The organism is Campylobacter concisus, from assembly GCF_002913765.1.
In the GTDB taxonomy this organism is placed as follows: domain Bacteria; phylum Campylobacterota; class Campylobacteria; order Campylobacterales; family Campylobacteraceae; genus Campylobacter_A; species Campylobacter_A concisus_BB.
Genome location: NZ_PPCH01000025.1, coordinates 149,352 through 172,814, shown reverse-complemented (window position 1 = coordinate 172,814; position 23,463 = coordinate 149,352). Strand labels below are relative to the sequence as shown.

27 protein-coding genes are annotated in these 23,463 nt (G+C 42.4%); 16 read left to right on the top strand and 11 right to left on the bottom strand.

The window, feature by feature from the left end:
• Positions 1–627: 627 nt before the first annotated feature.
• Positions 628–1,935: a flagellar protein export ATPase FliI gene (fliI, locus tag CYO89_RS07645; RefSeq protein WP_004317323.1), complete on the bottom strand. Its 1,308-nt coding sequence runs from the start codon at positions 1,933–1,935 to the stop codon at positions 628–630.
• On the bottom strand, positions 1,932–2,504 hold the full coding sequence (gene folE / locus CYO89_RS07640) for a GTP cyclohydrolase I FolE (protein WP_004317386.1): 573 nt from the start codon (positions 2,502–2,504) through the stop codon (positions 1,932–1,934). Before folE ends, fliI begins: the two co-directional genes overlap by 4 nt.
• Positions 2,505–2,641: 137 nt before the next feature.
• Here folE and tig point away from each other — a divergent pair, with 137 nt between their 5' ends.
• From tig to CYO89_RS07585, 11 genes are all read left to right on the top strand, one after another.
• The gene (gene tig / locus CYO89_RS07635; protein WP_103597849.1) at positions 2,642–3,973 is read left to right on the top strand and encodes a trigger factor; all 1,332 of its coding nucleotides are present in this window, start codon (positions 2,642–2,644) and stop codon (positions 3,971–3,973) included.
• Complete coding sequence (clpP, locus tag CYO89_RS07630) at positions 3,973–4,563, top strand: ATP-dependent Clp endopeptidase proteolytic subunit ClpP (protein WP_004317374.1); 591 nt, start codon at positions 3,973–3,975, stop codon at positions 4,561–4,563. Before tig ends, clpP begins: the two co-directional genes overlap by 1 nt.
• A gap of 8 nt (positions 4,564–4,571) precedes the next feature.
• Complete coding sequence (locus CYO89_RS07625) at positions 4,572–5,606, top strand: GGDEF domain-containing protein (protein WP_103597848.1); 1,035 nt, start codon at positions 4,572–4,574, stop codon at positions 5,604–5,606.
• Between the two features lies 1 nt (position 5,607).
• Positions 5,608–6,126 carry a peptide deformylase gene (gene def, locus CYO89_RS07620; RefSeq protein WP_012001014.1) on the top strand — a complete coding sequence of 173 codons (519 nt, stop codon included), beginning with the start codon at positions 5,608–5,610 and terminating at the stop codon, positions 6,124–6,126.
• Positions 6,123–7,628, top strand: a complete 1,506-nt coding sequence (locus tag CYO89_RS07615) for a YifB family Mg chelatase-like AAA ATPase (RefSeq protein ID WP_103597847.1) — start codon at positions 6,123–6,125, stop codon at positions 7,626–7,628. Before def ends, CYO89_RS07615 begins: the two co-directional genes overlap by 4 nt.
• A gap of 1 nt (position 7,629) precedes the next feature.
• Positions 7,630–9,033 (top strand): NAD(P)H-hydrate dehydratase, encoded by a 1,404-nt coding sequence (locus tag CYO89_RS07610; RefSeq protein WP_103597846.1) that lies wholly within the window; start codon positions 7,630–7,632, stop codon positions 9,031–9,033.
• A complete protein-coding gene (gene purN, locus CYO89_RS07605; RefSeq protein ID WP_009295075.1) occupies positions 9,015–9,602 on the top strand; it encodes a phosphoribosylglycinamide formyltransferase in 588 nt (195 codons plus the stop codon). Before CYO89_RS07610 ends, purN begins: the two co-directional genes overlap by 19 nt.
• Positions 9,595–10,323 carry a TerC family protein gene (locus CYO89_RS07600; RefSeq protein WP_103597845.1) on the top strand — a complete coding sequence of 243 codons (729 nt, stop codon included), beginning with the start codon at positions 9,595–9,597 and terminating at the stop codon, positions 10,321–10,323. The genes purN and CYO89_RS07600 overlap by 8 nt, the downstream gene beginning before the upstream one ends.
• A 238-nt stretch (positions 10,324–10,561) precedes the next feature.
• Positions 10,562–11,887, top strand: coding sequence for an MATE family efflux transporter (locus CYO89_RS07595; RefSeq protein ID WP_103597844.1), 1,326 nt, complete (start codon positions 10,562–10,564; stop codon positions 11,885–11,887).
• A gap of 52 nt (positions 11,888–11,939) precedes the next feature.
• Positions 11,940–12,179, top strand: coding sequence for a hypothetical protein (locus tag CYO89_RS07590; RefSeq protein WP_087583405.1), 240 nt, complete (start codon positions 11,940–11,942; stop codon positions 12,177–12,179).
• Positions 12,176–12,487, top strand: a complete 312-nt coding sequence (locus tag CYO89_RS07585) for a type II toxin-antitoxin system RelE family toxin (RefSeq protein ID WP_021088842.1) — start codon at positions 12,176–12,178, stop codon at positions 12,485–12,487. Before CYO89_RS07590 ends, CYO89_RS07585 begins: the two co-directional genes overlap by 4 nt.
• Positions 12,488–12,496: 9 nt before the next feature.
• Here the strand turns inward: CYO89_RS07585 and CYO89_RS07580 are convergent, their stop codons facing one another.
• The 4 genes from CYO89_RS07580 to CYO89_RS07565 are packed head-to-tail and all read right to left on the bottom strand — an operon-like array spanning position 12,497 to position 16,496.
• Positions 12,497–13,303, bottom strand: coding sequence for a metal ABC transporter permease (locus CYO89_RS07580; RefSeq protein WP_103579174.1), 807 nt, complete (start codon positions 13,301–13,303; stop codon positions 12,497–12,499).
• Positions 13,304–13,312: 9 nt separating this feature from the next.
• Complete coding sequence (locus CYO89_RS07575) at positions 13,313–14,095, bottom strand: metal ABC transporter ATP-binding protein (protein ID WP_021086647.1); 783 nt, start codon at positions 14,093–14,095, stop codon at positions 13,313–13,315.
• Positions 14,092–15,585 carry a DUF1007 family protein gene (locus CYO89_RS07570; protein ID WP_103597843.1) on the bottom strand — a complete coding sequence of 498 codons (1,494 nt, stop codon included), beginning with the start codon at positions 15,583–15,585 and terminating at the stop codon, positions 14,092–14,094. The genes CYO89_RS07575 and CYO89_RS07570 overlap by 4 nt, the downstream gene beginning before the upstream one ends.
• A 2-nt stretch (positions 15,586–15,587) precedes the next feature.
• The gene (locus tag CYO89_RS07565) at positions 15,588–16,496 is read right to left on the bottom strand and encodes a metal ABC transporter solute-binding protein, Zn/Mn family (RefSeq protein WP_103597842.1); all 909 of its coding nucleotides are present in this window, start codon (positions 16,494–16,496) and stop codon (positions 15,588–15,590) included.
• 144 nt (positions 16,497–16,640) lie between these two features.
• Between CYO89_RS07565 and CYO89_RS07560 the strand changes: the two genes are divergently transcribed.
• Complete coding sequence (locus CYO89_RS07560; RefSeq protein ID WP_103597841.1) at positions 16,641–17,000, top strand: Fur family transcriptional regulator; 360 nt, start codon at positions 16,641–16,643, stop codon at positions 16,998–17,000.
• Here the strand turns inward: CYO89_RS07560 and CYO89_RS07555 are convergent.
• Complete coding sequence (locus CYO89_RS07555; RefSeq protein ID WP_103597840.1) at positions 16,991–17,383, bottom strand: acyl-CoA thioesterase; 393 nt, start codon at positions 17,381–17,383, stop codon at positions 16,991–16,993. The genes CYO89_RS07560 and CYO89_RS07555 overlap by 10 nt on opposite strands.
• Positions 17,384–17,429: 46 nt before the next feature.
• On the opposite strand from CYO89_RS07555, the gene CYO89_RS07550 reads away from it, so the two are divergent.
• Positions 17,430–18,155 carry a class I SAM-dependent methyltransferase gene (locus tag CYO89_RS07550; protein WP_103597839.1) on the top strand — a complete coding sequence of 242 codons (726 nt, stop codon included), beginning with the start codon at positions 17,430–17,432 and terminating at the stop codon, positions 18,153–18,155.
• On the opposite strand, the gene CYO89_RS07545 is transcribed toward CYO89_RS07550, so the two are convergent.
• A complete protein-coding gene (locus CYO89_RS07545) occupies positions 18,152–19,030 on the bottom strand; it encodes a DMT family transporter (RefSeq protein ID WP_103597838.1) in 879 nt (292 codons plus the stop codon). The two genes, CYO89_RS07550 and CYO89_RS07545, sit on opposite strands and share 4 nt — an antisense overlap.
• Positions 19,027–19,776: a DUF4197 domain-containing protein gene (locus CYO89_RS07540; RefSeq protein ID WP_103597837.1), complete on the bottom strand. Its 750-nt coding sequence runs from the start codon at positions 19,774–19,776 to the stop codon at positions 19,027–19,029. Before CYO89_RS07540 ends, CYO89_RS07545 begins: the two co-directional genes overlap by 4 nt.
• Before the next feature lie 108 nt (positions 19,777–19,884).
• Here CYO89_RS07540 and CYO89_RS07535 point away from each other — a divergent pair, with 108 nt between their 5' ends.
• Entirely contained in the window at positions 19,885–20,442 is a 558-nt protein-coding gene (locus tag CYO89_RS07535; protein WP_103597836.1) for a manganese efflux pump MntP family protein, read from the top strand.
• On the opposite strand, the gene CYO89_RS07530 is transcribed toward CYO89_RS07535, so the two are convergent.
• Positions 20,439–21,197 (bottom strand): exodeoxyribonuclease III, encoded by a 759-nt coding sequence (locus CYO89_RS07530; RefSeq protein WP_004317338.1) that lies wholly within the window; start codon positions 21,195–21,197, stop codon positions 20,439–20,441. The genes CYO89_RS07535 and CYO89_RS07530 overlap by 4 nt on opposite strands.
• Positions 21,198–21,250: 53 nt before the next feature.
• On the opposite strand from CYO89_RS07530, the gene CYO89_RS07525 reads away from it, so the two are divergent.
• Both CYO89_RS07525 and CYO89_RS07520 read left to right on the top strand, forming a co-directional pair.
• The gene (locus CYO89_RS07525) at positions 21,251–21,616 is read left to right on the top strand and encodes a diacylglycerol kinase (protein ID WP_004317396.1); all 366 of its coding nucleotides are present in this window, start codon (positions 21,251–21,253) and stop codon (positions 21,614–21,616) included.
• Positions 21,607–21,840: a winged helix-turn-helix domain-containing protein gene (locus CYO89_RS07520; RefSeq protein WP_004317364.1), complete on the top strand. Its 234-nt coding sequence runs from the start codon at positions 21,607–21,609 to the stop codon at positions 21,838–21,840. The genes CYO89_RS07525 and CYO89_RS07520 overlap by 10 nt, the downstream gene beginning before the upstream one ends.
• Positions 21,841–21,869: 29 nt before the next feature.
• On the opposite strand, the gene CYO89_RS07515 is transcribed toward CYO89_RS07520, so the two are convergent.
• Positions 21,870–23,435, bottom strand: coding sequence for a flavocytochrome c (locus CYO89_RS07515; protein WP_021083834.1), 1,566 nt, complete (start codon positions 23,433–23,435; stop codon positions 21,870–21,872).
• Between the last annotated feature and the right edge of the window lie 28 nt (positions 23,436–23,463).

The window sequence follows — 23,463 nt, the reverse complement described above, 5'->3', positions numbered from 1 at the left end:
AAATATACGCTTTGCGTCACGAGGTAAAGCCTAAAGTATCGGTACTTGCCAAACTAAACGTGAATTTTTTACAATTAATTTTTGGCAAAAGCTACGATAGGATAGACACTCGCCCATAGGCTTTTTGCATAAATTTAACTAGCTCGCTTGCTTTAAATTTTGAAATTTATCCGCTCTGCAACTCCCGTTTAGGCGGATAAATTTTTACATAAGCTATTTTATCTATTGCGGACTTTTTACATTATCAACGATTGCTGATCTAAGTGTGAAATTTTGCTTTTTTATTAAATTTAAACTCAAAACTACAGCTTGGCAGAAGGCACTAGCATAAATTTACTACCACGTTTTTACAAACAAGCATTTTTAACAAAAATCCCAAAAATTTTAAATTTATCTTCCGTTTGAAGCGTGGGCGTGAGTGCTTTTTTAAAACACTTTATCATTTTTCCTAACACAAAAGTCGCTCACTCCATGAAATTTAACCCCAAAAAACCCAGTAAATTTCAAACACACTTCCGCGACTTTTATAACATCACTTTTCGCACCAAAAAATGCAAAATTTACCGATCTTTTTAATAATAAATTTAAAAGGCTATGAAATTTTAGTAGTCAAATTTATATAGAAATTTACTGATTGATCTTATCAAGCAGCTCTTCGACCTCTTCAAGCGCAAATGCCTCTTCTGAGCTTTGTTTTAAGAAGCTCTCCATAAACTCTTTCTTCGAGATCGCAAGGTCAAGCTCCTTGTCGCTGCCTTTTTGATATGCTCCGATGCGAAGCAAGACCTCATTTTCTTTTAAAAGCGAGTAGAGGCGCTTAAATTTCATCGCATTTAGCTTGTGTTCTTTGCCGATCACGTCGCCCATGACACGCGAGGCTGAGTTTTGGATATTGATAGGTGGGTAGATGCCAAAGTCCGTTAGCTCGCGGCTTAGCACGATGTGGCCGTCTAGGATAGAGCGGCTTTGGTCAGCTATCGGATCGCTCATATCATCGCCCTCGACTAGCACGGTGAAAAATGCCGTGATACTGCCCTTGCCCTCCTCTTTGCCGGCGCGCTCCATCAGCTGTGGTAAGAGTGTAAGCGAGCTTGGCGGATAGCCCTTTGAGGTCGGTGGCTCGCCAAGCGCAAGGCCGATCTCACGCTGTGCCATCGCAAAACGCGTCACGCTATCCATGATGAAAAGCACGTCGTTGCCCTGCTGTTTGAAGTATTCAGCCACGCTCATCGCGCAAAAGGCGCCGTACTTTCGCATGAGCGAGCTGTCATCACTGGTCGCTACAATGATGACCGTACCCTCCAGGTCGCCACCTAGGTTTTTTTCAATAAATTCAGGCACCTCACGGCCACGCTCGCCTATTAGCGCGACTACTTTTATGGGGGCTAGCGTATTTTTTACGATCATACCCATGAGGGTTGATTTGCCCACGCCTGAACCTGCAAAAATCCCTAGCTTTTGCCCCTTGCCGCAGGTAAGCAGCCCATCTATCGTCTTTATCCCAACACTAAAAGGCTCGTTTATAAGCCCCCTTTTCATCGCATCTATGGGCGCTCTCATGATCGGCATATATTCAGTCGTATCAATCGCCCCTTTGCCGTCAATGGGCTTCATAAACGGATCGACCACGCGACCAAGTAAATTTGGCCCCACTGGTATGCTCATGCCCTGATCGCTCTCATAGACAAAGTCGCCTATCCTAAAGCCCTCGACAAAGCCAAATGGGCTAATATAAGCGCCATCTGTCTTTATCTGCGTGACCATGCCAAGGCCGTTTTTGCTCTTGTCTTTTGCCACTATGCGTACGATGTCACCGATACTTGGTCGAAGTCCGGTGATCTCTATCGTAGTAGCTGTGATCTTTGTGATGACGCCAAAAGTATTTGAGAGCTTCACACCCTCTTTAAGCCTTGAATTTATACGCTCTAAGCTCAAAAATGCGTTTCCCTAGGCGAATTTATCAGCGAGAAAAACTCTCGCCTTGTGTCTGCGTTTTTGATAAAGCAGCCTCTAAGCGCCGAGGTCGTAGTAGTCGAGTTTATCTTCTCCACGCCCCTCATCTCAACACACATATGTCTAGCCTCGACGACGACGCCAACGCCTTTTGGAGCGATAACGTCCTCAAGTGCCTTTGCGATCTGCTCGGTCATCTGCTCTTGAATTTGCAAGCGTCTGGCGTAGATATTTACCATGCGTGGAATTTTACTAAGGCCAACAACTTTGCCATTTGGGATGTACGCCACATGCACGCGGCCGATAATAGGCAGCAAATGGTGCTCGCAAAGGCTGTAAAACTCGATATTTCGCATTAAAACCATCTCGTTATTTGAGCTGGTAAATAGCGCGTCACCAAGGACTTCTTTTGGGTCTTGATCGTATCCGCTAGTTAGAAATTTAAAAGCTTTATAAACGCGCTCTGGGGTTTTAATAAGCCCCTCTCTGTTTGGATCTTCGCCGATGATAGTTAGCATATTTTTAACTGAATTTTCAAAACTCTCTTGCATAAATTTTCTCCATAATTTTATCGCCAAATTCTACGTTAAAACGCCTTTTATATCTATAAAAATTTACAAATTTACAATGAAATAAGGAAAATTCTGCTATATTTTGGGCTAAAAATTTGTATTCATAAAGGAATTCGATGGAAATCAAAATCAAAGCTCTAGATAGCGTAAATACCCTAGCTAGCACAACCGTAAGTGCAGATGCTATAAAGTCTAGCGTAGAAAAACTAGCAAAAAAAGCAGCAAAAACTATGAAAGTAGATGGCTTTAGGCAAGGCCATGTTCCAGTCGCTGTCGTGCTAAAACGCTACGAGAAAGAGCTAACAAACGACGCTGAGCAAGATGTCTTAAGAGATGTAGTCGAAGAGGCTATCAAAAAAGCAGGCAAGAAAAATGACGACCTTATCGGCGAGCCTATCGTTTCAAAATTTGATAGAAAAGATGACAAGATCGACGTTGAGCTAACTGTTTCATTTAAGCCAAGCGTCGATGTGAGTGGCTATGAGAGCTTGATACCAGAGTTTTCAAACCCACGCGTTTTGAAAAAAGATATTGATGAAAAGAAAACTGAGCTTCTAAAAATGATAGCTCCACTTGAAAAAGTAGATGGCAAAAGAGGCCTAAAAGTAGGCGATTTTGCTAAATTTGACTTTGAAGGCTTTGTTGATGGCGTTGCATTTGAAGGTGGCAAGGCTGAAAACTACGTGCTTGAGATCGGCTCAAATCAATTCATCCCAGGCTTTGAAGATGGCATGGTAGGCATAAAAGCTGGCGGCGAAAAAGATATCGAGGTTAAATTCCCAGAAAACTACGGCGCTGCACATTTAGCTGGCAAAGACGCTGTTTTTAAAGTCAAACTTCATGAAATTCAAGAGAGAAAGATCCCTGAAAAACTAGACGAAGAGATGCTAAAAACTATCCTTCCAAACGAAGAAAAACCAACTGAAGAGCTACTTGAAGAGCGCATAAAAGAGCAAATTCGCCAAGAGAAAATTTATAAGCTTATAAACGAAGAGCTAAAACCAAAATTTGCTGAAGCTGCGGTTGAGAAATTTAAATTTGACGTGCCAAAAAATATCGTTGAGCAAGAGATCGATATGCAGTTTAGAAACGCATGGAGCTCATTTACTCCAGATGATATGAAGAAATTTAGAGAAGACAAAGACGCTCTAGCTAAAAAACGTGACGAGTATAGAAAAGACGCTGAAAATAGCGTTCGCCTAACTTTCATCATCGATGAGCTAGCTCGCGTAAGAGGCGTGAAAGTGAGCGATCAAGAGGTTGTTCAAGCGATCTATTTTGAGGCGTATAGAAGCGGTCAAGATCCAAAAGCACACCTTGAGATGTACCGCAACCAAGGCATGCTTCCAGCTATAAAGATGTCGATGATCGAAGAGAAGCTATTTAGCGAGCTTTTCAACAAAGAAAAAGACGAGAAAAAAGCAAGCAAGAAAGAGAAGGCTGAGTAATGAGCTATTACGTTCCTGTCGTAGTTGAAAGAACTAGTAGAGGTGAGCGAAGCTATGATATATACTCCCGTCTTTTAAAAGACAGGATCGTTATGCTAAGTGGCGAGATAGAGGACGGCATGGCCGCTTCTATCGTCGCTCAGCTGCTATTTTTAGAGGCCGAAGATCCAGATAAAGATATCTACCTTTACATAAACTCACCAGGTGGCGTTATAACAAGTGGCTTTAGCATCTATGACACGATGAACTACATAAAGCCAGATGTTTGCACTATCTGCATCGGTCAGGCCGCTAGTATGGGTGCATTTTTACTAAGCTGTGGCGCACCTGGCAAGAGATATGCACTGCCAAATTCTCGTATCATGATACACCAACCACTTGGCGGTGCTAGGGGACAAGCGACTGATATCGAGATACAAGCTCGTGAAATTTTGCGTTTGAAAGAAATTTTAAATGGAATTTTGGCAAAAAATACAGGTCAAAAACTAAGCAAGATCGTGAAAGATACTGAGCGCGACTTCTTTATGAGCTCAGCTGAAGCTAAAGAATACGGACTTGTCGATAAAATTTTGGAGAAAAGTTTTAAATAAGGCCCAAAGTGATAAAGATAGATAACGCACCAGATCCAAAAAGAAAAGCAGCCGAAGCAAAACCAGCTGTCAAAAAAGAAAAGGTAAATATCTATAAATTTTCAGAGGACGTTTTACACGAACTAAGTGACGACAACGTCCCATCTACGCCGACAAACTACTCTATCTACTTTGAAAAGATGCTTGATGGGCAGTCAGATGAGTTTAGAAAAGAGATCGGCGATATCATAGTGGCAAATTCTGAAAACTCAGTGCCAACAAATGGCAACATCTCTATCGAAAAAGAGGTAAAACAAGGCTTTATCCAGATAAAGAGCATGCTTCAAGCAGTCGTGCTCATCTATAAAAATTTAGGCGTTATGAGAAGCCTAGTGCAAAAGCGTATGGATGGTCTTAAAAACAACACAAACGTCCTTGCGCTGCAAAACGTCCTAAGCGCCTTTAACCAAGACCTCATCAAGCTAAACGATCTCATGGACAAGCACCTTGACGTCATCAAGATGAGCTACGAAGAGGTCGGCAAGATGTTTAAGGCGATCGAAGAGCAGTCGATCTACGACACGACCTACGAGGTCTATAACAAGAAATTTCTGGTAGCGACCATAAGCAGCGAGATCGAGTCTGTTAGGCGCTACGGCTATAATGCCTCATTTTTGCTAGTCAAGATAAAAGATAAATTTGCAAACCGCGTTAAAAATTTAAAAGAGCGAAACAATATGCTTAAAAGCATGTCACAGCTTCTTTTAAGGACTTCACGTAGAAGCGATATAGTCGCACACTACGGCGATGGCTGCTTTGCTATGGTGATGAAATACACCGACGAAAACGGCACAAAGCAAGCGTGTGCGAGAATTTTAAACATGCTCTCATCCATGCCTTGGAAGATCGACAACGAAGAGTGCAAACTAGACGTGCAGATCGTCTCAAGCATGATCTCAAAGACAAAGAGCACCGAAGAGCTGCTCTCTCACGCGCTTGACAAGCTAGAGACCAACCAAGACCTAAATGAGCCGCTATTTTTAGACGAGAAAGCAGAGAATTAGTTTGATCCTAGAAGTTTTATCCTATCCAAATAAAAAACTTTATGAAATTTCAAAAGAGGTTGAGGTCTTCGATGAGAAGCTTCACAAACTTCTTGATGATATGTATGAGACGATGATCGCAAAAGAAGGCATCGGTCTTGCAGCCATACAAATAGGCGTTGCAAAGAGAATTTTCATCATAAATTTAGCCAACGAAGAGGGCGTGCAAGATAAAGAAAATTTAATCGAGATCATAAACCCAAAATTTGAGCTACGTGAGGGCGAGTGCGTCTATCAAGAGGGTTGCCTTAGCGTGCCTGGCTACTATGAGGACGTTAAACGAAGCGAGGTCGTTGCTATCAAATTTCAAGACCGCTTTGGCAAGGAGCAGACCTTAAAAACTGACGGGCTACTAGCGATCGCTATCCAGCATGAAAATGACCACCTAGACGGACATCTTTTTATAGAAAAAATAGGCTTTAACAAACGCAAAAAATTCGACAAGGAATACAAAAAGCAGAAAAAAGAAAAGACATCATGAAGTCCCTAAAATGTGCTACTTACGGCGACGGACTAAAGATCATTGATGTTGAGTCGATCTTTTCTCGTGGGCTTCCTGGCTTTAGCATCGTGGGCCTTGCAAGCACCAGCATCAAAGAGAGTACAGAGCGCGTAAAAGCGGCACTTTTAGTGCTTGACTTTGCCTTTCCAGCGCAAAAAATAACCATAAATTTATCCCCCTCAGACCTGCCAAAAAGTGGCTCACATTTTGATCTAAGTATCGCCCTTTTAATCGCTCTTCAAAAGGCAAAAAGCTTGGAGAAAATTTTTGTTTTTGGAGAGCTTGGGCTTGATGGCAGTGTAAAAAGCACGGCAAATTTGTTTTCGATCCTACTTTTTTTAAGCACGCAGGTGCAAAAGGCAAAAATTTTAGTGCCTAGTGAGATAGCTGCTAAAGCCTCGATGATCCCAAATTTAGAGGTTTATGGCGTTAGCACACTAGAAGAGGCGATAAAGTTTTTTAGCGACGCAGAATTTGCTAAAAGCACGCATTTTAGCGCCACACACGAGCTATTTTCAAATGTGATAGAAATTTCTGGCAAAAGATATGTTCCAAATTTAAACTTCGAGCTTGATTTTAAGGACGTTTTGGGTCAAGAAAGAGCCAAAAGAGTCTGCGTCATCGCAGCCGTTGGCATGCACAATATCTTATTTGAAGGTAGCCCAGGCAGCGGCAAGAGCATGTGCGCAAAACGCCTCGTCTATATCATGGCACCACAAAGCCTAGAAGAGGTGCTAAAGTCCGCCGCCTACCGCTCGCTAAATCTGCAAGATAGCGAATTTACAAGCACTAGAGCCTTTCGCTCGCCGCACCACACCTCGACTAAAAGCTCGATCTTTGGCGGAGGCTCAAACGTCGCAAAGATCGGTGAGATCGCACTTGCAAATGGCGGAGTGCTATTTTTTGACGAGTTCCCACACTTTGCTAAACAGGTGATAGAAAGCCTCAGAGAGCCGCTTGAGGACAATCAAATCCACATCGCAAGGGTAAATTCAAAAGTGACTTATGAAACAAAATTTATCTTCGTAGCCGCTCAAAATCCCTGCCCTTGTGGGAATTTGTTTTCTCGCAACCTAAACTGCAAATGCAGCGAAAACGAGATAAAAAACTACAAAGCCAGAATTTCTGCCCCAGTGCTTGACCGCATAGACTTAAAAGTCGCGATGGATGAGAGCTCGCCAAGCGACAAAGCAAGTTTAAGCTCACAGCAGATGAGCGAGATGGTTTTAAAAGCCTTTATCTTTCAAAAAAGGCGGGGTCAAGATGAGCTAAATGGCAAGCTAAATGACGCGCAGGTGGCTAAATTTTGCAAATTAAACGCCGAGGCGAGTGAAATTTTACAAAAGGCCGCCACAAAGTATAACCTCTCACAAAGGGGCATAAAAAGGACGCTTAGAGTGGCTAGAAGCATCGCCGATCTTGATGAGAGTGAGCAAATTTTAAAGCCCCACATCCTAGAGGCGCTTAGTTTTAGGGCATAGAATGAAAAATTTATATTTAGACACGAGAGTTTTAGACGAGCGAGCGAGCGAGAAATTTGGCCTTAGCGAAGAGCTTTTAATGGAAAATGCAGCCGCAGGCATAGCAAATTTCATCCGTAAGAAATTTAAAAAAGGCGAGAGGGTGCTTGGCATTTGCGGTGGCGGAAACAACGGCGCTGACGTACTTTGTGCTTTAAGGATGCTAGAAGGCGAGTATGAGTGTGAATTTATCCTAGCTAGTAAAAATTTAAAGCCACTAGCCATTAAACAGCTTGAAAGGGCCAAATTTGCTGGTGTGCGAGAGAGCAAAGACGCAAAAAATAGCTTAAATAGCGCAAAGTGTGTCATAGACGGGCTTTTTGGCTCAGGGCTAAATAGAAATTTAGACGAAAAGCACATAGAGTTAATCTCAAAAATAAACGCTAGCCCCGCTTGCATCATCGCTTGCGACGTGCCAAGCGGGCTAAGTAGCGATGGCAAGGTGCTTGGCGCTTGCGTAAAAGCAGACGCGACGATCACAATGGGAGCTAGAAAGCTAGCTCTTTATAGTGACGCGGCAAAGGACTACGTGGGCAAGATAAAGCTCGCCACTCTTGGCATAAGCGCGCAAAACTACGAGTGCGAAAGCGAATATCACCTGCTTGAAAAACGCGACCTCATGCTTCCAAATAGAAAAAATCAGTGCGTAAATAAGGGCGACTTTGGCCACGCATTTATCATATCTGGCGAGCACATAGGGGCTAGCAAGCTTTGCGCAAGGGCGGCATTTGCCTTTGGGGCTGGGCTAGTTAGCGTGATAGGCGAGCAAGGTTTAAATTTACCAACGCATATCATGCAAGCTAGCAAGATAAGTGAGAAAATGAACGCTGGAGCCCTTGGCATGGGGCTTGGCAAAAAGGGCATAGAAGAGCTTGAGGTGCAAATTTTAAATGGCAAAAAGCTTGTCCTTGACGCTGATATCTTTTACAGCCCAAAAGTGCTTGAGCTGCTAAGCAAAAACTGCGTCTTGACGCCTCATCCAAAGGAGTTTTGCTCTCTTTTAAAAATTTGCAAAATAGCCGATATAGATGTGCAAACTTTGCAAGAAAACAGATACGCTTACGCGAGGACTTGGAGCGAGAAATTTAAGGCTGTACTTGTGCTAAAAGGTGCAAACACCATAATCGCCAAAGAGGGACAAATTTACGTCATGCCTTATGGCAAAAGCGCGCTTGCAAAAGGTGGTAGCGGCGACGTGCTAAGCGGTCTTGTGCTAGCACTTTTGGCTCAAGGCTACGAGCCGCTAGATGCTGCCATTTCGGCCACTTTAGCTCATGCGCTTAGCCTTAGAAATTTTGGCAAAAACAGCTACGCGCTAGAGCCAACAGACATCATCAAAGGAGTAAAATGCTTACGAAAAAGATAGCCGTGCTTTTTAGCGGCAGTGGCTCAAATTTAGAAGCGATACTTAAAAAAGTTCATAATCAAATTTTTAACGGCGTAAAGATAGAAGTTTGCCTTTGTATCTGCAACAAGCCTGGTGCTTTTGGCATCGAGCGAGCTAAGAAATTTGGACTTGAAACGCTCGTCATAGAGAGTGCTAAATTTAAAAATCGTGAGGAATTTGACGCTGTTTTGGTGGAGCAAATTTTAAAAAGTGGGGCCGATCTAACGGTTCTTGCAGGCTTCATGAGGATACTAACGCCAGTTTTTACGGCGCAGATAAAAGCCATAAACCTTCACCCCTCTATCCTGCCGCTTTTTAAGGGCGCGCATGCGATAAAGGAGAGCTTTGAGAGCGACATGATGATAGGCGGTGTGAGCGTGCACTACGTGAGTGAGGAGCTTGACGGGGGCAAACTGATCGCGCAAAGGGCGTTTGAGCGCGAGGACGGCATGAGTTTAGATGAGTGGGAGGCTAAAATTCACGCCATAGAGCATGAAATTTTGCCTGAGAGCATAATAAAAATTTTAACAAAGGAAGTAAATGTTTGAATGGTTGAGTTCGCCAGAGGCGTGGATATCGCTACTTACGCTAACTGGCTTGGAGATAGTTTTAGGCATAGATAACATCATATTTATCGCTATTTTAGTAGGCAAACTGCCGCCAGAGCAAAGGGGCAAAGGCCGCATTTTAGGGCTTGGCTTTGCGATGATCACTAGGATCATCCTGCTACTTTCGCTATTTTGGATCATGAAGCTTACAAAGCCGCTCTTTAGTATAGGCGAGCTTAGCATCACTGGACGCGATCTAGTGCTCATAATAGGCGGTCTATTTTTGATAGTAAAATCATCAATGGAGATCCACGCAAACGTCACTGGCAAGCATGAAGAGGCTCACGAGAGCAAGTCTCACCCAGGATTTTTCGCAACTATCCTTGAGATAGGCATTTTAGACATAGTCTTTTCGCTTGATAGCGTTATCACCGCAGTTGGTATGGCTCAGCACATCGATATAATGATACTTGCCGTCATCATCGCAGTTGGCGTGATGATGTTTGCCTCAAAGGCGATCTCAGAATTTGTCGATAACAACCCAACCATAAAAATGCTCGCACTAGCATTCTTGGTGCTAGTTGGCTTTGCGCTCGTGCTTGATGGCTTTGGTGTGCATGTGCCAAAAGGCTACATCTACTTTGCGATGGGCTTCTCGTTAGCGGTTGAGTGCCTAAATATCTACGCTAGAAAAAGGGCATCAAGAGATCAAAAGAGCTAAAATTTAGTTTCAAATTTGTCTCATAAAAGATAAATTTAGATAGTTGAAGGCGAGCTTTGCTAGCGACATATAAAGCTCTCGCCTTCTCCAGTGATGATATAAAAATACTCGCAAAAGACGCAGGGATCAAGCTTAGTAAAGTGGAGCGAAACGGAGCACTTAAAGCAATGAAAATTTATATATTTATGGCAGAAATTTGATAGAGCTTAGTCCAGATAAAATTTAACAAGAAGACAGCTTGGACCTACTAAAAGACCCGCTAAATAAACTAATCATCTCGCTCTCGCTGCCAGCTGGCGTGGGCATGATGTTTAACACCCTTTACAATGTCACTGGCACATTTTTCGCCGCTAAAATTTCAACCATTGCAGTTGCTGGCATGGCAATGAGCTTTTTGCTCTATCTAAGTGTCGTAGGCATCGGACTTGGCTTTGGCTCGGCACTCACCGCGCTAATAGGCAACAGTCTAGGCGCAAACAAACCAAAAATGGCTAAGCTTTATGCGGCAAATGGCATCATCTTTGTGCTTCTTTTTGCCCTATTTATGGGACTATGTGGCTACTTACTAGCGCCAAATTTACTAATTCTTTTAGGCGCCGATCACCACTACATCAAAGAAGCACTTGACTACGCTGGCGTCATCTTTCTTGCAGCTCCATTTTTCTTGCTTATAAAATCGCTTAATGGTGTTCTAGTCGCACTTGGCGATACTAAAAGCTACCGCAACTGGCTATTTTGCGGCCTTTTTATCAACGCATTTTTTTGCTATCTTTTTGCTTTTATCTTTGCTCTTGGCGTAAAAGGTCTTGCTCTAGCAACGGCTAGCGTGCAGTTTTTAGGTATGATCTATCTCTTTTTTAAAGTTAGAAAAAGCAAGATGATAGAGCCTAGAAATTTAGGCTATTTTATGCCAAATTTAGCCGTCTGGGCAAAGATACTAAAGCAAGCTTTGCCAGCTTGTCTAAACTACCTCTCAATGTCACTTGGCTCGCTCGTGCTTTTAAAATTTGTAAGCTTTTACGGCGTCAATGCAGTGGCAGGTTATGGCATAGCCTTAAGGATCGAGCAAATTTTAGTGCTTCCAACCATCGGCATGGCAGCAGGAGTGCTTAGCATCATCTCAAGAAACTACGGCGCTAAGAGCTTTCAAAGAGCGATGCAGTGCTACAAACTATCGCTTCTTTTTTTGCTCATCTACTGCGCCTTTGCCTACATCTTCATCAGGCTTTTTGGCGAGAGCGCGATCAGGCTCTTTGACAACACGCCAGCCGTGCTAGAAGTGGCAAAGCTCTACCTTGGCATCAACTCACTTGCCTACATGGCTTATGGCACGATAAACATCTCAGGCAGCACGCTACAAGCGATAAAACGCCCAGTGGCGATCTTTTTACTAAATGGCTTTAGACAGCTCGTGCTTCAATGCTCGCTCTTTTACGTGGTGGTCTTTTGTCTGGGACTTGAGATCAAATTTATGTGGCTAGCGCTCTTTTTTAGCGTCTATTTTACGGCGATTTGCTTTTTGGCTTGGACGCTTTTTAGGTTAAAAAGAGCTAATAAATTTTAGCCACAAACATCTATGATATAATCTCGCAAAATATAAATTTTAAGGAGCTAAAGTGACTAACACAGTAATGCTTCAAGGGCAAAATGGCTTTATAATCACAAGCGAAATCATCAGCGCTATGAAACAGCTTTTTGGCGAAAAGATCAAAGTAGTAGAGATAGATGATGAGTTGATCGATAATGTTTTGGATATAAAAGATGCAAAAGAGGCTGAGGAAATTTATGCTAGATTTGTAGCAAGTAACAGCAAAGGCACAACGCTTGATGAACTCAAAAAAGAAAACTGCTTATGAAAGTTATCATTACCGATGAAGCAAAGGTAAATTTTAACAAACTTGATGGCTCTGTTAAAAAGCAAATCATCAAGGCTCTCGAAAAACTAGAAACCCTAAAAGACCCGCGTGATAGCGGAAAGGCTCTAGTAGCAAATTTAAGCGGACTTTGGCGTTATAGAGTTGGCGATTATCGCTTGATTTGCTTGCTAAAAGACGACGAACTAATAATCCTGCTTTTAAATATCGTAAAAAGAGATGAAGCTTACTTAGACAAAAACGTAAAACTACTTTTAAAGCTCAAAGAAAAAGCAGAAAAACCTTCTTAAGAGCTAAATTTAACTCCTCAAGCTTTTAAATTTAAAGCTAAACGCAAAAAAGCAAAGCGAGGCGACTAAGATGATGCTAGCTCCGCCTGTGAGGTTAAAGTAAAAGCTTATCACAAGCCCGATAAAGCAAAAAATGATAGAAAAAATGGTTGAGATTAGCATCATTAGTCCAAGTCTTTTGGCAAAAATTTGCGCAATATATGGCGGTATGGTAAGTAGAGCGATGACAAGTATTAGCCCTACGACGCGGATCGTAGCCACCACACAAAGCGCCATCATGCAAACTAGCAGATAGTGAAAAAATGTCGTATTTACCCCGCGAAGTTTTGCAAACTCCGCATCAAAGCTGATCGCCACAAACTGGCGGTAAAAAAGTGCGATGAGCGCCAAAAACAAGAGGTCTAAAACGCTCATAAACGCGATATCTGTGCCGCTAACTGCAAGGATCGAGCCAAAAAGATAGCTCATGAGATCAGCGTTATAGCCAGGCGTTAGATCGATGAAGATGATGCCAATCGCCATGCCAATCGCCCAAATAGCGCCTATAACAGAGTCGATGTTTGTCTTATCTTTTAGCGTGATCGTGGCGATGATGAGCGCTAAAAATAGTGAAAATATGCTCGCTCCAAAAAGTGGCTCGAGTGAGAAGAAAAATGCAAGTCCTATGCCGCCATACGCGCCGTGTGCTATGCCTCCAGCGATGAAAGTCATCTTGTTTATCACCACAAGCGAGCCTATCATGCCGCATATTATGCTTACTAAAATGCCCGCAATAAAGGCATTTTGCATAAAATTTAACTCTAAAATTTCGCTCATTTTCTCTCTTTAAAATTTAAAAACATTGCTCTTTGTTTTTTCGCAGCCGCACTCGCCAAGCGCGATCTCGACATCACAAAAATGGCTATGCGTTCTAGCTAGATGCTCGATAAATTCCCTCTTTGCAAGGTTTTCATGCGTTTTATGAATGTGTAAATTTTTACTCACGTAAGCGATCTTTGTAGCATAATTTAGCACGATATTTAGGTCGTGACTGACTAAAACCACGCCCACGCCATTTGCGTTTATGCCCTTTAAAATTTCATAAATTTCAGCCTGCCCTTTTGTGTCGATGCTGGCTGTTGGTTCGTCTAAGATGAGCACTTTTGCGTTTGCACAAAGCGCTCTAGCGATATAGACGCGCTGCCTTTGACCGCCGCTTAGCTCGCCGATCCTTGCGTTTGCAAACTCCCTCATACCGACTTTTTCAAGGGCACTTAGCGCTAGGGCTTTTTCATCTTTTGAGTAAAAACCAAAGATTTTTTTATCGATTAGACCCATTAAAACGACTTCTAAAACCATCATCGGAAAGCTTTGATTTGATAAGAAATTTTGCGGTACGTAGCCTATAAATTTACTAACCTCGCTTGGCTCTTTACCAAAGAGCTTTATCTCGCCACTTTGAGGCTTAAGCAGACCCAAAATGAGCTTTAAAAGCGTGCTTTTGCCCCCGCCATTTGGGCCAATTATCGCTAAAAACTCGTCGCTACTATAGTCTAAATTTATGTCCTCTAAAACGACTTGTTTATCGTAGCTAAAGTTTAAATTTCTAATTTTTATAATATCTTTCAAAACAGACTCTTTTGCGTAAATGTCGTGACAAAAATGAAAAGTCCAAGCCAAAGCATGATGCCAAGGGCTGCAAATTCTGCATAGATTTTAAACTTTTTTAGCTTAATGTTCGTGCTGATCTTTGAGCCAAAAACTGCCGCTACAAATATCACCACGCTCATGCCAAGCGCCATAAATACGCCACTTATCACGCCTGCAAAGTAGCTACCTATCTCATTTGCCAGCACAAAAACTAGGATCGTGCCTGGACAGGGCACAAGAGCTGCAGCGGCCGCTACTAGCCACTCCTCTTTGCTCTTTGGCTTTTTGGTTGAGCAAATTTGACAGCCACATTCACTTTTAAATTTTGTATTTTTACTCAAATTTTGGCTTAGATTTGATCTAAAAATATAAAATTTAGTCTCATTTTTGTTTGAGAGATAAAATTTGATCTTTTTAACGAGCATAAAAATCGCTACAAAAAAGATCACGACACCTGAAAACGCAGTCGTTATGCTAGCAGTGTCTCTTGTAAGGTCGCTGCTTACTTCACGAAGCAGCAAAAAGCTAGCAAAGACAAAGACAAATGCACCCACAACGTGCAAAAAGCCGATCTTTAAGGCAAATAAAAACGCCCTTTTGTAGCTGCCACCAGTTGCGGCAAAATATGAGCTTGTTAGCACCTTGCCATGGCCTGCTCCAGCAGCGTGCAAGAAGCCATAGCCAAATGATATAAATGCCAAAAATAGCAGCGCAAGCGGACTTTTGTAATCCACGCTTCTTAAAATTTGCTTTAGCCTATCAAGCAAGCTTAGGCTAGTTTTTGAGACGATGTCAAATTTCGCCTCATCGATCTTATCTATCTGGCTTAAATTCTCATCGCTCACGCCTACTACTGGCTCTTTTAGCAGCTCTTTAAGCGCTGGCTTTTCGTTGTGAGCTTTGGCTACTTCTTTGCTTGAAAATGTAAAAAATATCAAATTTGAGTTTGAATTTGGTATCACCCAGAAGCTTTTACCCACCAAAAATGCGTTATTTTGCGTGAATTTGAAGTTAAAATAGCCCTCTTTATCCTCCATATCAACCGACACGACAAGTCCGTCAGCGATCACTAAATTTGTCTTAAAACTCACGTCAAATTTAAGCCTGCCCTCGTCAAAATAGAGCTTGTATTCATTTAAATTTGGCTCTATTTTAGTGGCGTTTTCATCCTTGTAATAGTACTCGATCTCCGTTAGATAGTGCCTTGGCACGAGGTAGTCTAGCAAATTTAAGCGGATCTTTCTAAGCTCTTTATCATCTATCTTTTCATCTTGATTTAGGTCAAAATTTTGCTTCATCAGGTCTGAGAAATTTTGCGAAAAGGTCCAAGTAAAGGCTATTTGCGTGATATTATTTTCGTGTGCGACAAATTTCGCGCCAACATGAGCTGTTGGGCTATAAAGCGAGCATAGAGCACACCCGAAAGCATTTATCGCTAGTAGGCAAATGACGATCAGGCGTGCTAACATTTTTATAGACTTTTTGCGAAAATTTCAGCCGTTTTTTTCATCTCGGCTAGCCAGTTTTCAGGCAACTGATCTATCATGACGACCTTTGAGCCAGTCTCTTTTGCGATCAAATTTGCAGCCTTTGTTGGGAACTGTGGAGCTACGAAAATGACCTTTACACCGTGCTCTTTAGCCTCTTCTATGAGCTCTTTTAGCTCAGCTGGCTTTGGCTCTTTGCCCTCTATCTCGATGGCGATTTGCTCTAAGTTATAGCGCTTTGCAAAGTAGCCCCAAGATGGGTGATATACGATAAATTCGCGAGTTTTGACATCTTTTAGCTCGTTTTTGATAAAGCTATCAAGCTCGTCAAGGCTAGCTTTAAATTTAGCCAAATTCTCCTCATAAAGCTTTGCATTTTGCGGGAATTTCTCTATTAGCGCCTTTGCGATATTATCAGCTTGAGTTTTTACTAAGATAGGGTCAAGCCAGATGTGTGGGTCAAGGCCGTCATGGTGGTGGTGATGGTGCTCGCCCTCGTGGTCATGGTGCTCATGCTTATGCTCACCCTCGTGCTTGTGCTCGTGGTGCTCTTCATGTTCATGCTCCTCGCTCATAGCGATCTTTTCGATGCCCTCTTGCGTCTTTACGATGCGTAAATTTTTAAATGTCTTTGAGAAGCGATCAAGCCACGCGTCCTCAAACTCGATGCCGATAGCAAAGTAAAGCTCGCTCTTTTCAAGCTCCTTCATCTGCTTTGGCTTTGGCTCATAGGTGTGCGGATCAGCCCCTTTGCCAACCATCGCATTTACGCTAAGCGTATCTCCAGCGATCTGCTCGACAAAAAATTTCGTTGGCAGTATGCTAGTAGTCACAACCGGCTTTGCAAAAAGAGACAAAGCACAAACAGCTAAAAAAACGATAATTTTTCTCATTATCTCTCCTTTAAAAAATAATTGCGAAGTTTAGCAAAATGCAACTTGGTTGCAACTTAAAAAGCAAATGCCTAAATTTAGCCTTTTCTTTTAAATATAGTTTAAATCTTTTAGCGTTAATATACGAAAAATAAAAGGGCAAAGATGAACGCGAGAAATTTCTTAGAAGAGCACAATATCAAGGCTACGACGCTTCGAATAAAGCTTGTTGAAATTTTACAAAACGCCAAAACACCGCTAAGCTATGATGAAATTTTAGAGGGCCTTGACGCAAACAAGACGACTTTTTATAGAAGTATGGAAATTTTTGAAAAAGAAAATCTCGTTATAAAAACTGAAAACAACCACAAGAGCTACTACGAGCTAGCAAATGAAGCAAAAGCCTACTTCATCTGCGACGTCTGCCACAAAGTAACAAACATCGACATGCCACGCCTAAGCGTCGCTAAAAATATAAAAAGCGCCGTGATAAAAGGCGTTTGCAACGAGTGCGGTCACGAGTAAAGCGCGATGATCTCAGCCGGGATAGCTTTTGGGCGGTTTGTCTTTAGATCGATATAGACAAACTCTGTCTTGCCAGTTGCTATTAGCTCGCCATCTTTTTTAAACTCAAAATATCTGCAAGATGTCGCCTTACCCTCAGTCTGCGTGTAGGTGTGAATTTCTATCTTATCCATCAGCTTTGCGCTTTTTATATATTTTGCTTCATTTTTTCTAATGAGCCAAATTTCACCCCTTTTATACTGCGCCTCGACTGTGTCGCCAACAGCGGCGGAGTGGGCAAATGCGGCCTCTTGCATAAGGATGAAATAATAGACATTATTCATATGTCCGTGCATGTCGATGGCTTGTGGTGGGATGGTGACGTGATATATAAAATCTCTCATTTTTGACCTTTTTTGCTAAAATTATAACCAAAAATAAGGAGCTAAAATGCAAAATTTATGGGATAAAAAGGCGTCAAACTACCAAAGATTTGACGGCAAGATCAGCACTATACAGCAGCAAATTTTTGGTAAAGCCTTGGCTTGGGGGATAGACTTTAACGGTAAAGAAATTTTAGATATAGGCTGTGGCACGGGCGTTTGGAGCATATTTTTATCCAAAACCGCCAAAAGCATAACTGGCATAGATAGCTCTGAAAAGATGATAGAAATTTTAAACGAAGACGCAAAGAGATTTGGCGTGACAAATTTAAGTAGCGAGATTTGCTCGTGGAGAGAATTTAAGCCAGCAAGGCTCTTTGATATCGCCATTTGCACGATGAGCCCAGCCATTGCGAGCGATGAAGATTTTGCTAAATTTCAAAACTGCGCCAAGCAAAAGCTCTATCTTGGCTGGGACAAGCCTAGAAGCTCTGACCTACTTGAGCCGTTTTTTGAAAAATTTGGTCGCACGCTCTCACAAAAAAACGTTGTAAATAGGCTTGAAGCGTGGCTAAACGAGCAAGACATCGCTTACAAAAGCGAAATTTTAAACGAAACTAGGATCGCTAGACGAAGCGTGCAAGAAGCTGCTGAGAATATCTGCTGGCACCTTGAGATAAATGGGGCTAAAAACTACGATGAAAAGACAGTTTTAACGATGTTAAAAGAGAGATTTGAGGGTGAGTTTATAGATGAGAAAATAGACTCACAAATGAAGCTTTTTGTCTTTTAGAGCTTAAATTTAGAGCAAATTTGCTTGCCAAATTCGCTAAAAATGACGCCAAAGATGATGAGCATGGCTCCAAAAATTTGCCAGATACTAAGTATCTCGCCAGCAAAAAAGTAGCCTATTAGCCCAGCAGAGACTGGCTCCAAGCAGAAAAACAATGCCGCCTTGCTAGCGGTCGTGTATCTTTGAGCGATTGTTTGCACAAAGTAGCAAAAAATGGTGCCAATCACCGTCGTGATAAATATCGCTATGAAAAATTCCCTATCAAATTTTGGCACAACGCTACCTTCAAAAAACGCAAAGACAAACGAGAGCAAAGAGACGGTGAGAAAGACCACAAAGACAAGCAAATAAAGCTCGCTCTTTCTTACAAAGTGGCCATTTAGCGTAGTATAAAGTGCGTAAAATATCGCGCAGACAAGCGCTAGTGCCTCGCCGCTCCCAAGTGCGAATGTGGCGCCACTTAAGAGCCAAAGCCCAAAAATAGCGATGATAGCGCCAAAAATGGCAAAAATGCTTATCTTATTTTTAAAAATAAAAGCTGCCATAAAAGGGACTATCACACACTCAAGCCCCGTGATAAAGGCGACACTCGAGCTAAATGTGAGCTTTAGGGCGTAAGTTTGCGTGGCAAATGATAAAAATAGTACCGAGCCAAGGATAAGCCCGTAGATGACGCTTTTTTTGTCAAATTTCTTAGCAAATTTAAGCGCGACAAAGCCCATAAAGATAGCCGAGAGAAAAAACCGACAAAAAAGCATGACAAAGACGCCATTTGTCTTTAGCGCGTTTGCCATGGGTAAAAACGTAGCGCCCCAAACGACGGCAACTACGATAAGAGCGATGTCGGCTTTGTTTTGAGCGCTTAAATTTCTCATTTAAAGATCGAGTCAAGCACCTTTTTGCCGCTATCTAGGCTAAAGCCGCTTCTTAGCCCCTTTTCCTTCTCGCTCATCACGTTAAATAGCCCATCTAGCGTCTTTCTCGTGATATATGCGTTTAGGTCTTCGCCATCATCTGGCACATATTCGCTCGCGCCTAAATTTTTAGCTAGGCTCTTTACTGATTTTATAGTTTCGTTGTTTTTTGCTGAGTTGCCGATGAAAGAATTTAGCCCATTATAGGCAGTCGCAAAGCTATTATCACTCATCATTTTCTCAATTATCGGCGTAAATGCCGCCTTTAGCTTTTTGCTAGAGCTTTCCTGCAGATACTTCGTAACGCTGTCACTGCCGCCGTTAAAGAGCTTTTTCACGTCAGCCTCGCTCATATTTTTTATGCTCTCGCTAAAAATTTCAGCAGCCTTTGGCACGGCCGTGGTCGCAGCGTTGTTTATCGACTTGCTAAGGTCTTGCGCCCACTTCTCGCCGCCCACTTTTTTGGCTAAATTTGACGCCATTTCAAGGCTTTTTGGAAGCGGGATTTTAGCTGTGGCGTTGTTTATAAAGCCCTCTTTTGAAAGCTCGCTAACAGCGGCATTTAGTGCCTCGCTAACTAAGCTTTTATAGTCGCCACTTGATGCGTGAGTAGCGATTTTCACGCCTTTATTTATCATATCATCCATGCTTGCGGCTTGTAAATTTAAAGCAAGCGCGCCACAAAGAATAACAAGAGATCTCTTCATCTTCTCTCCTTTTTTAAATTTAAAGCAAAATCATACAAAAAATATCTAAACGCTTAAAATAAATTTAATATTTTTGCACTAGAATTCACCCTTTTTTGAGGGGAATTTATGCAGCTTTTACTTCTTAGCTTCGCTCTTAGCATGGATAGCGCAGCGCTAAATATGGCAAACGGCGCAAGGTATAAAAGCCTTGTCCTTGGCAAAATTTTATTTATCGCTTTTATGCTTGGCTTTTTTCAGTTTCTAATGCCGCTTCTTGGCTATTTTCTAGGCATTAGCTTTGCTAAATTTATAAGCTCTATCGATCACTTCATCGCATTTTTTATACTTTGTTTTCTTGGCTTTAAAATGCTAAAAGAGGCCTGTAGCAGCGAGGCTGGCGAGTCCTTGAGCATGGATATTAAGACCATTTTTGTAGGTGCATTTGCCACGAGCATCGACGCGCTTGCCGTTGGCGTCACGCTTAGCTTTGAAGCGGTTAGTATATTTAAGAGTGCACTCATCATCGGCGTAGTCTGCTTTGTGCTAAGTCTAGCCGCCTTTTACATCGGTAAATTTATGGGTGAAATTTTAGAGAAAAAGGCGCTTTTTTTAGGCGGAGCGATACTTATATTTTTAGGCTTTAAAATCCTAATCACCCACCTGTTAGAAGAGGGAGTGCTCTAAATTTCTATCTCTATGCCAACTGGGCAGTGGTCACTACCAACAATCTCTGGCAGGATGAAGGCGTCTTTTAGCCTATCTTTTAGCCCTTGTGAAATGAAGAAATAATCAATCCTCCAGCCTACGTTTTTCGCCCTTGCGTTAAAGCGGTAGCTCCACCACGAGTAGGCGTCTGCAACGTCGCCATTTACGGCTCTAAAGGTATCTATAAAGCCACTTTTTAGCACCTCATCTATCCACGCTCGCTCGATAGGCAAAAAGCCTGAAGTTTTGGCATTTGCCTTTGGATTTTTCAGGTCGATCTCGCGGTGAGCGGTATTTACATCGCCGCAAAATATCACCTCTTTGCCGCTTTTTACTAGCTCTTTGCAGTAAGCTAGAAATTTCTCGTAAAAGTCCATCTTGTAAGCTAGCCTCTCATCGTCCTTTTGACCGTTTGGAAAGTAGATGTTAAAAAGCACGATATCATCAAATCTATGCTCCAAAACTCGCCCCTCCGTGTCGTCAAAAAAGGCCGCTTTTTGCGTCTGCACGTCAAATTTAGCAAGGCTCATCACGCCAGAGTAGCCAGCCCTTGCGCCTGAATTTACACTTATATCTTTAAAGCCAAGGTTGTAAATTTCTTTTGGCACGTCATCTTCTTTGACCTTGATCTCTTGCAGCCCTAAAAAATCAGGCTTAACCTCATCAAGCCAGCCAAAGCCATCTTTTGCCACGACTGCGCGCAGCCCATTTACATTCCAGCTAATAAGTTTCAAATTTCATCCTTTTTTTAATTATAATTATGCCAAAAATCACAAAAAGGAAAGTTATGAGAAACCAGCCAACGTATAAATTTTTTAAAAATTTTGGCTACGCAAGAGAGGGTTTGGCTGAAATTTTTAAAAACGAAAAGAGCTTTCGCATAGAAATTTGCATATTTTTGATGGCTACGATCTCGCTATTTTTTTGGAAATTTGACCTTATTTTTAATCTTTTTTTGATCTTTAGCATGGCATTTGTGCTAGTTTGCGAGTGCTTAAACTCAGCAATTGAGCGCATAACAGACCTTGCAAGCCCAGACTATCACGCCCTAGCAAAGGCGGCAAAGGACGCTGGAAGTGCGGCTGTGATGATCGCAAATTTCTTATGCGGCGCGCTTTGGTGCGTAGCGATAGGATATAAAATTTGGGGCTAGAAAAAGAAATTTACAAGGCACTTCTTGGTGAGAAAAAGATAAAGATCATAAATTTACTTTGCGAGCTAAGCGATGAAAATGGCTTTATCATGCTTAAAATTTCAGACATTTGCGAGAAGCTAAATGTGAGCAAACCAACCGTGATAAGCACGTTTAAGCTGCTTGAAGAGAAGAAAATTTTTGAGCGAGTAAAAAACGGGGTTTATAGATTTAAAAATTTATAGTGGCAAGCAAATGCCTGCCACTAGTAGTTTTAGCCGATAGTCTCAGCAGCGATCATACCAAATGTCAAACAATCAGTTATAGCCACTGATCCCAGACGGCTGGCTCCGTGAACGCCACCTGTGATCTCGCCAGCTGCATATAAATTTGGTATAGGCATAGCTGTTTGAGAGTTCATAACTTGAGCTTTTGTGTTGATATTTAGGCCACCCATTGTGTGGTGAACTTTTGGCGTGCCACGCTCTGCGTAAAACGGCGGGACTGAGATATCAATGCCCTTTGTCGTAGTCGCAACAACTGGCTTGCCAAAGTCCTCATCAACGCCTTTTTTGACAAATTCATTGTATCTTGCGACTGTTTTTTTGAGCTCATCAACTGGGATCTTATACTCAGCTGCCAAAGCATCAAGTGTGTCAAATTTCTTGCAAATTCCAGCTGCGATAGCCTTTTCATAGTGAGCTGGGAGCATGTGAGGAAGGGCTCTTGAGTCGCAGAAGTTGATAGGGAAGTTTTTATCGTCTTCGCCTTTTTCGTGGATGACTTTAAACATCGCTTCAGTTCTTGTCCTGCGGTCAGCTAGCTCGTTCATATAGCGTTTGCCAGTTCTTGGATTGACTGAAATTCCAAATGGAAAAGCGCCATTTACGTTAAACATCGATCCCACGCCAAAGCCTGTCTCGTCGGCACATCCCCAAGGGCCATACTGGATCCAGCTTGGCTGAACTGGATAAGCACCCGCTCTAAATGCCGCTAAAAGTGCGCCCGCTGTTGAGCCTGGTTGGTTTGTCGAGTCTGTCTCAGGTGTGATCCTTGGATCTTGAAGGCGTCTAAAAATTTTATCCCTACAAAAGCCACCAGCTGCTAGCACAACGCCTTTTTTGGCTTTTATATATTTTGTATCGCCGCCTTTGTTTTCGACGTCATCACTCATCAAATTGCCATCAAATTTGTAGTTTTCTCTGACTATGACGCCCACAACTGCGCCCTTGTCGTCAAAGACAAAATCATCAAATTTTGTCCTTTTTTTGATCGACGCGCCTTCTAATTTTTCAAATGTCGCAGTCATAGGAAGCACGATACCAGCACCGCTGCCGACTTCTGTTTGAAGGCTTCTTGGCACTGAGTGACCACCTGCGTGAGTGATCTGATCGATATATTTTGCACCACAATCAAGTGTGAGTTTGTAAGCATCTTGCGCCCTCTCGCCGATCTTTGCCAAAAGATCAACGTGGTTGATGCCGCGACCTGCTTTCAAGCAGTCTTTGATAAATAGCTCGGTGCTATCTTTGATGCCAGCTTTCTTTTGCATGTCGCTATTTGGAACGGCAAAAATTCCGCCGTTGATGACAGAATTGCCTCCTGTACGGCCCATCTTTTCGATCAAGACGACTTTGTTGCCTTTTTTGGCTGATGTCACGCCAGCTGCAAGAGCTGCAAAGCCTGAGCCGATGATGACTACGTCATACTCCTCGTCCCATTTGACATCTTTTTCGTTCATTGGGCTGGCCATTAAATTTGTAGCGCCCATGCCAAGTGCCGTGGCTCCGATAGCGCTAAATTTCACAAAATCTCTTCTAGATAAACCTGAATTTTTCATGCTCTCTCCTTTGAAGTAAGATAATTGC

Bases quoted from the DNA above. Each gene is read 5' to 3' on its own strand.
- folE (WP_004317386.1), bottom strand. From the start codon at position 2,504: ATGCAAGAGAGTTTTGAAAATTCAGTTAAAAATATGCTAACTATCATC.
- CYO89_RS07585 (WP_021088842.1), top strand. From the start codon at position 12,176: ATGAAAGTTATCATTACCGATGAAGCAAAGGTAAATTTTAACAAACTT.
- CYO89_RS07580 (WP_103579174.1), bottom strand. From the start codon at position 13,303: ATGAGCGAAATTTTAGAGTTAAATTTTATGCAAAATGCCTTTATTGCG.
- CYO89_RS07535 (WP_103597836.1), top strand. From the start codon at position 19,885: ATGCAGCTTTTACTTCTTAGCTTCGCTCTTAGCATGGATAGCGCAGCG.
- CYO89_RS07540 (WP_103597837.1), bottom strand. From the start codon at position 19,776: ATGAAGAGATCTCTTGTTATTCTTTGTGGCGCGCTTGCTTTAAATTTA.
- clpP (WP_004317374.1), top strand. From the start codon at position 3,973: ATGAGCTATTACGTTCCTGTCGTAGTTGAAAGAACTAGTAGAGGTGAG.
- CYO89_RS07560 (WP_103597841.1), top strand. From the start codon at position 16,641: ATGAACGCGAGAAATTTCTTAGAAGAGCACAATATCAAGGCTACGACG.
- CYO89_RS07565 (WP_103597842.1), bottom strand. From the start codon at position 16,496: ATGAGAAAAATTATCGTTTTTTTAGCTGTTTGTGCTTTGTCTCTTTTT.
- CYO89_RS07610 (WP_103597846.1), top strand. From the start codon at position 7,630: ATGAAAAATTTATATTTAGACACGAGAGTTTTAGACGAGCGAGCGAGC.
- CYO89_RS07550 (WP_103597839.1), top strand. From the start codon at position 17,430: ATGCAAAATTTATGGGATAAAAAGGCGTCAAACTACCAAAGATTTGAC.
- tig (WP_103597849.1), top strand. From the start codon at position 2,642: ATGGAAATCAAAATCAAAGCTCTAGATAGCGTAAATACCCTAGCTAGC.
- CYO89_RS07555 (WP_103597840.1), bottom strand. From the start codon at position 17,383: ATGAGAGATTTTATATATCACGTCACCATCCCACCACAAGCCATCGAC.
- purN (WP_009295075.1), top strand. From the start codon at position 9,015: ATGCTTACGAAAAAGATAGCCGTGCTTTTTAGCGGCAGTGGCTCAAAT.
- CYO89_RS07515 (WP_021083834.1), bottom strand. From the start codon at position 23,435: ATGAAAAATTCAGGTTTATCTAGAAGAGATTTTGTGAAATTTAGCGCT.
- CYO89_RS07600 (WP_103597845.1), top strand. From the start codon at position 9,595: ATGTTTGAATGGTTGAGTTCGCCAGAGGCGTGGATATCGCTACTTACG.
- CYO89_RS07545 (WP_103597838.1), bottom strand. From the start codon at position 19,030: ATGAGAAATTTAAGCGCTCAAAACAAAGCCGACATCGCTCTTATCGTA.
- CYO89_RS07570 (WP_103597843.1), bottom strand. From the start codon at position 15,585: ATGTTAGCACGCCTGATCGTCATTTGCCTACTAGCGATAAATGCTTTC.
- CYO89_RS07615 (WP_103597847.1), top strand. From the start codon at position 6,123: ATGAAGTCCCTAAAATGTGCTACTTACGGCGACGGACTAAAGATCATT.
- CYO89_RS07525 (WP_004317396.1), top strand. From the start codon at position 21,251: ATGAGAAACCAGCCAACGTATAAATTTTTTAAAAATTTTGGCTACGCA.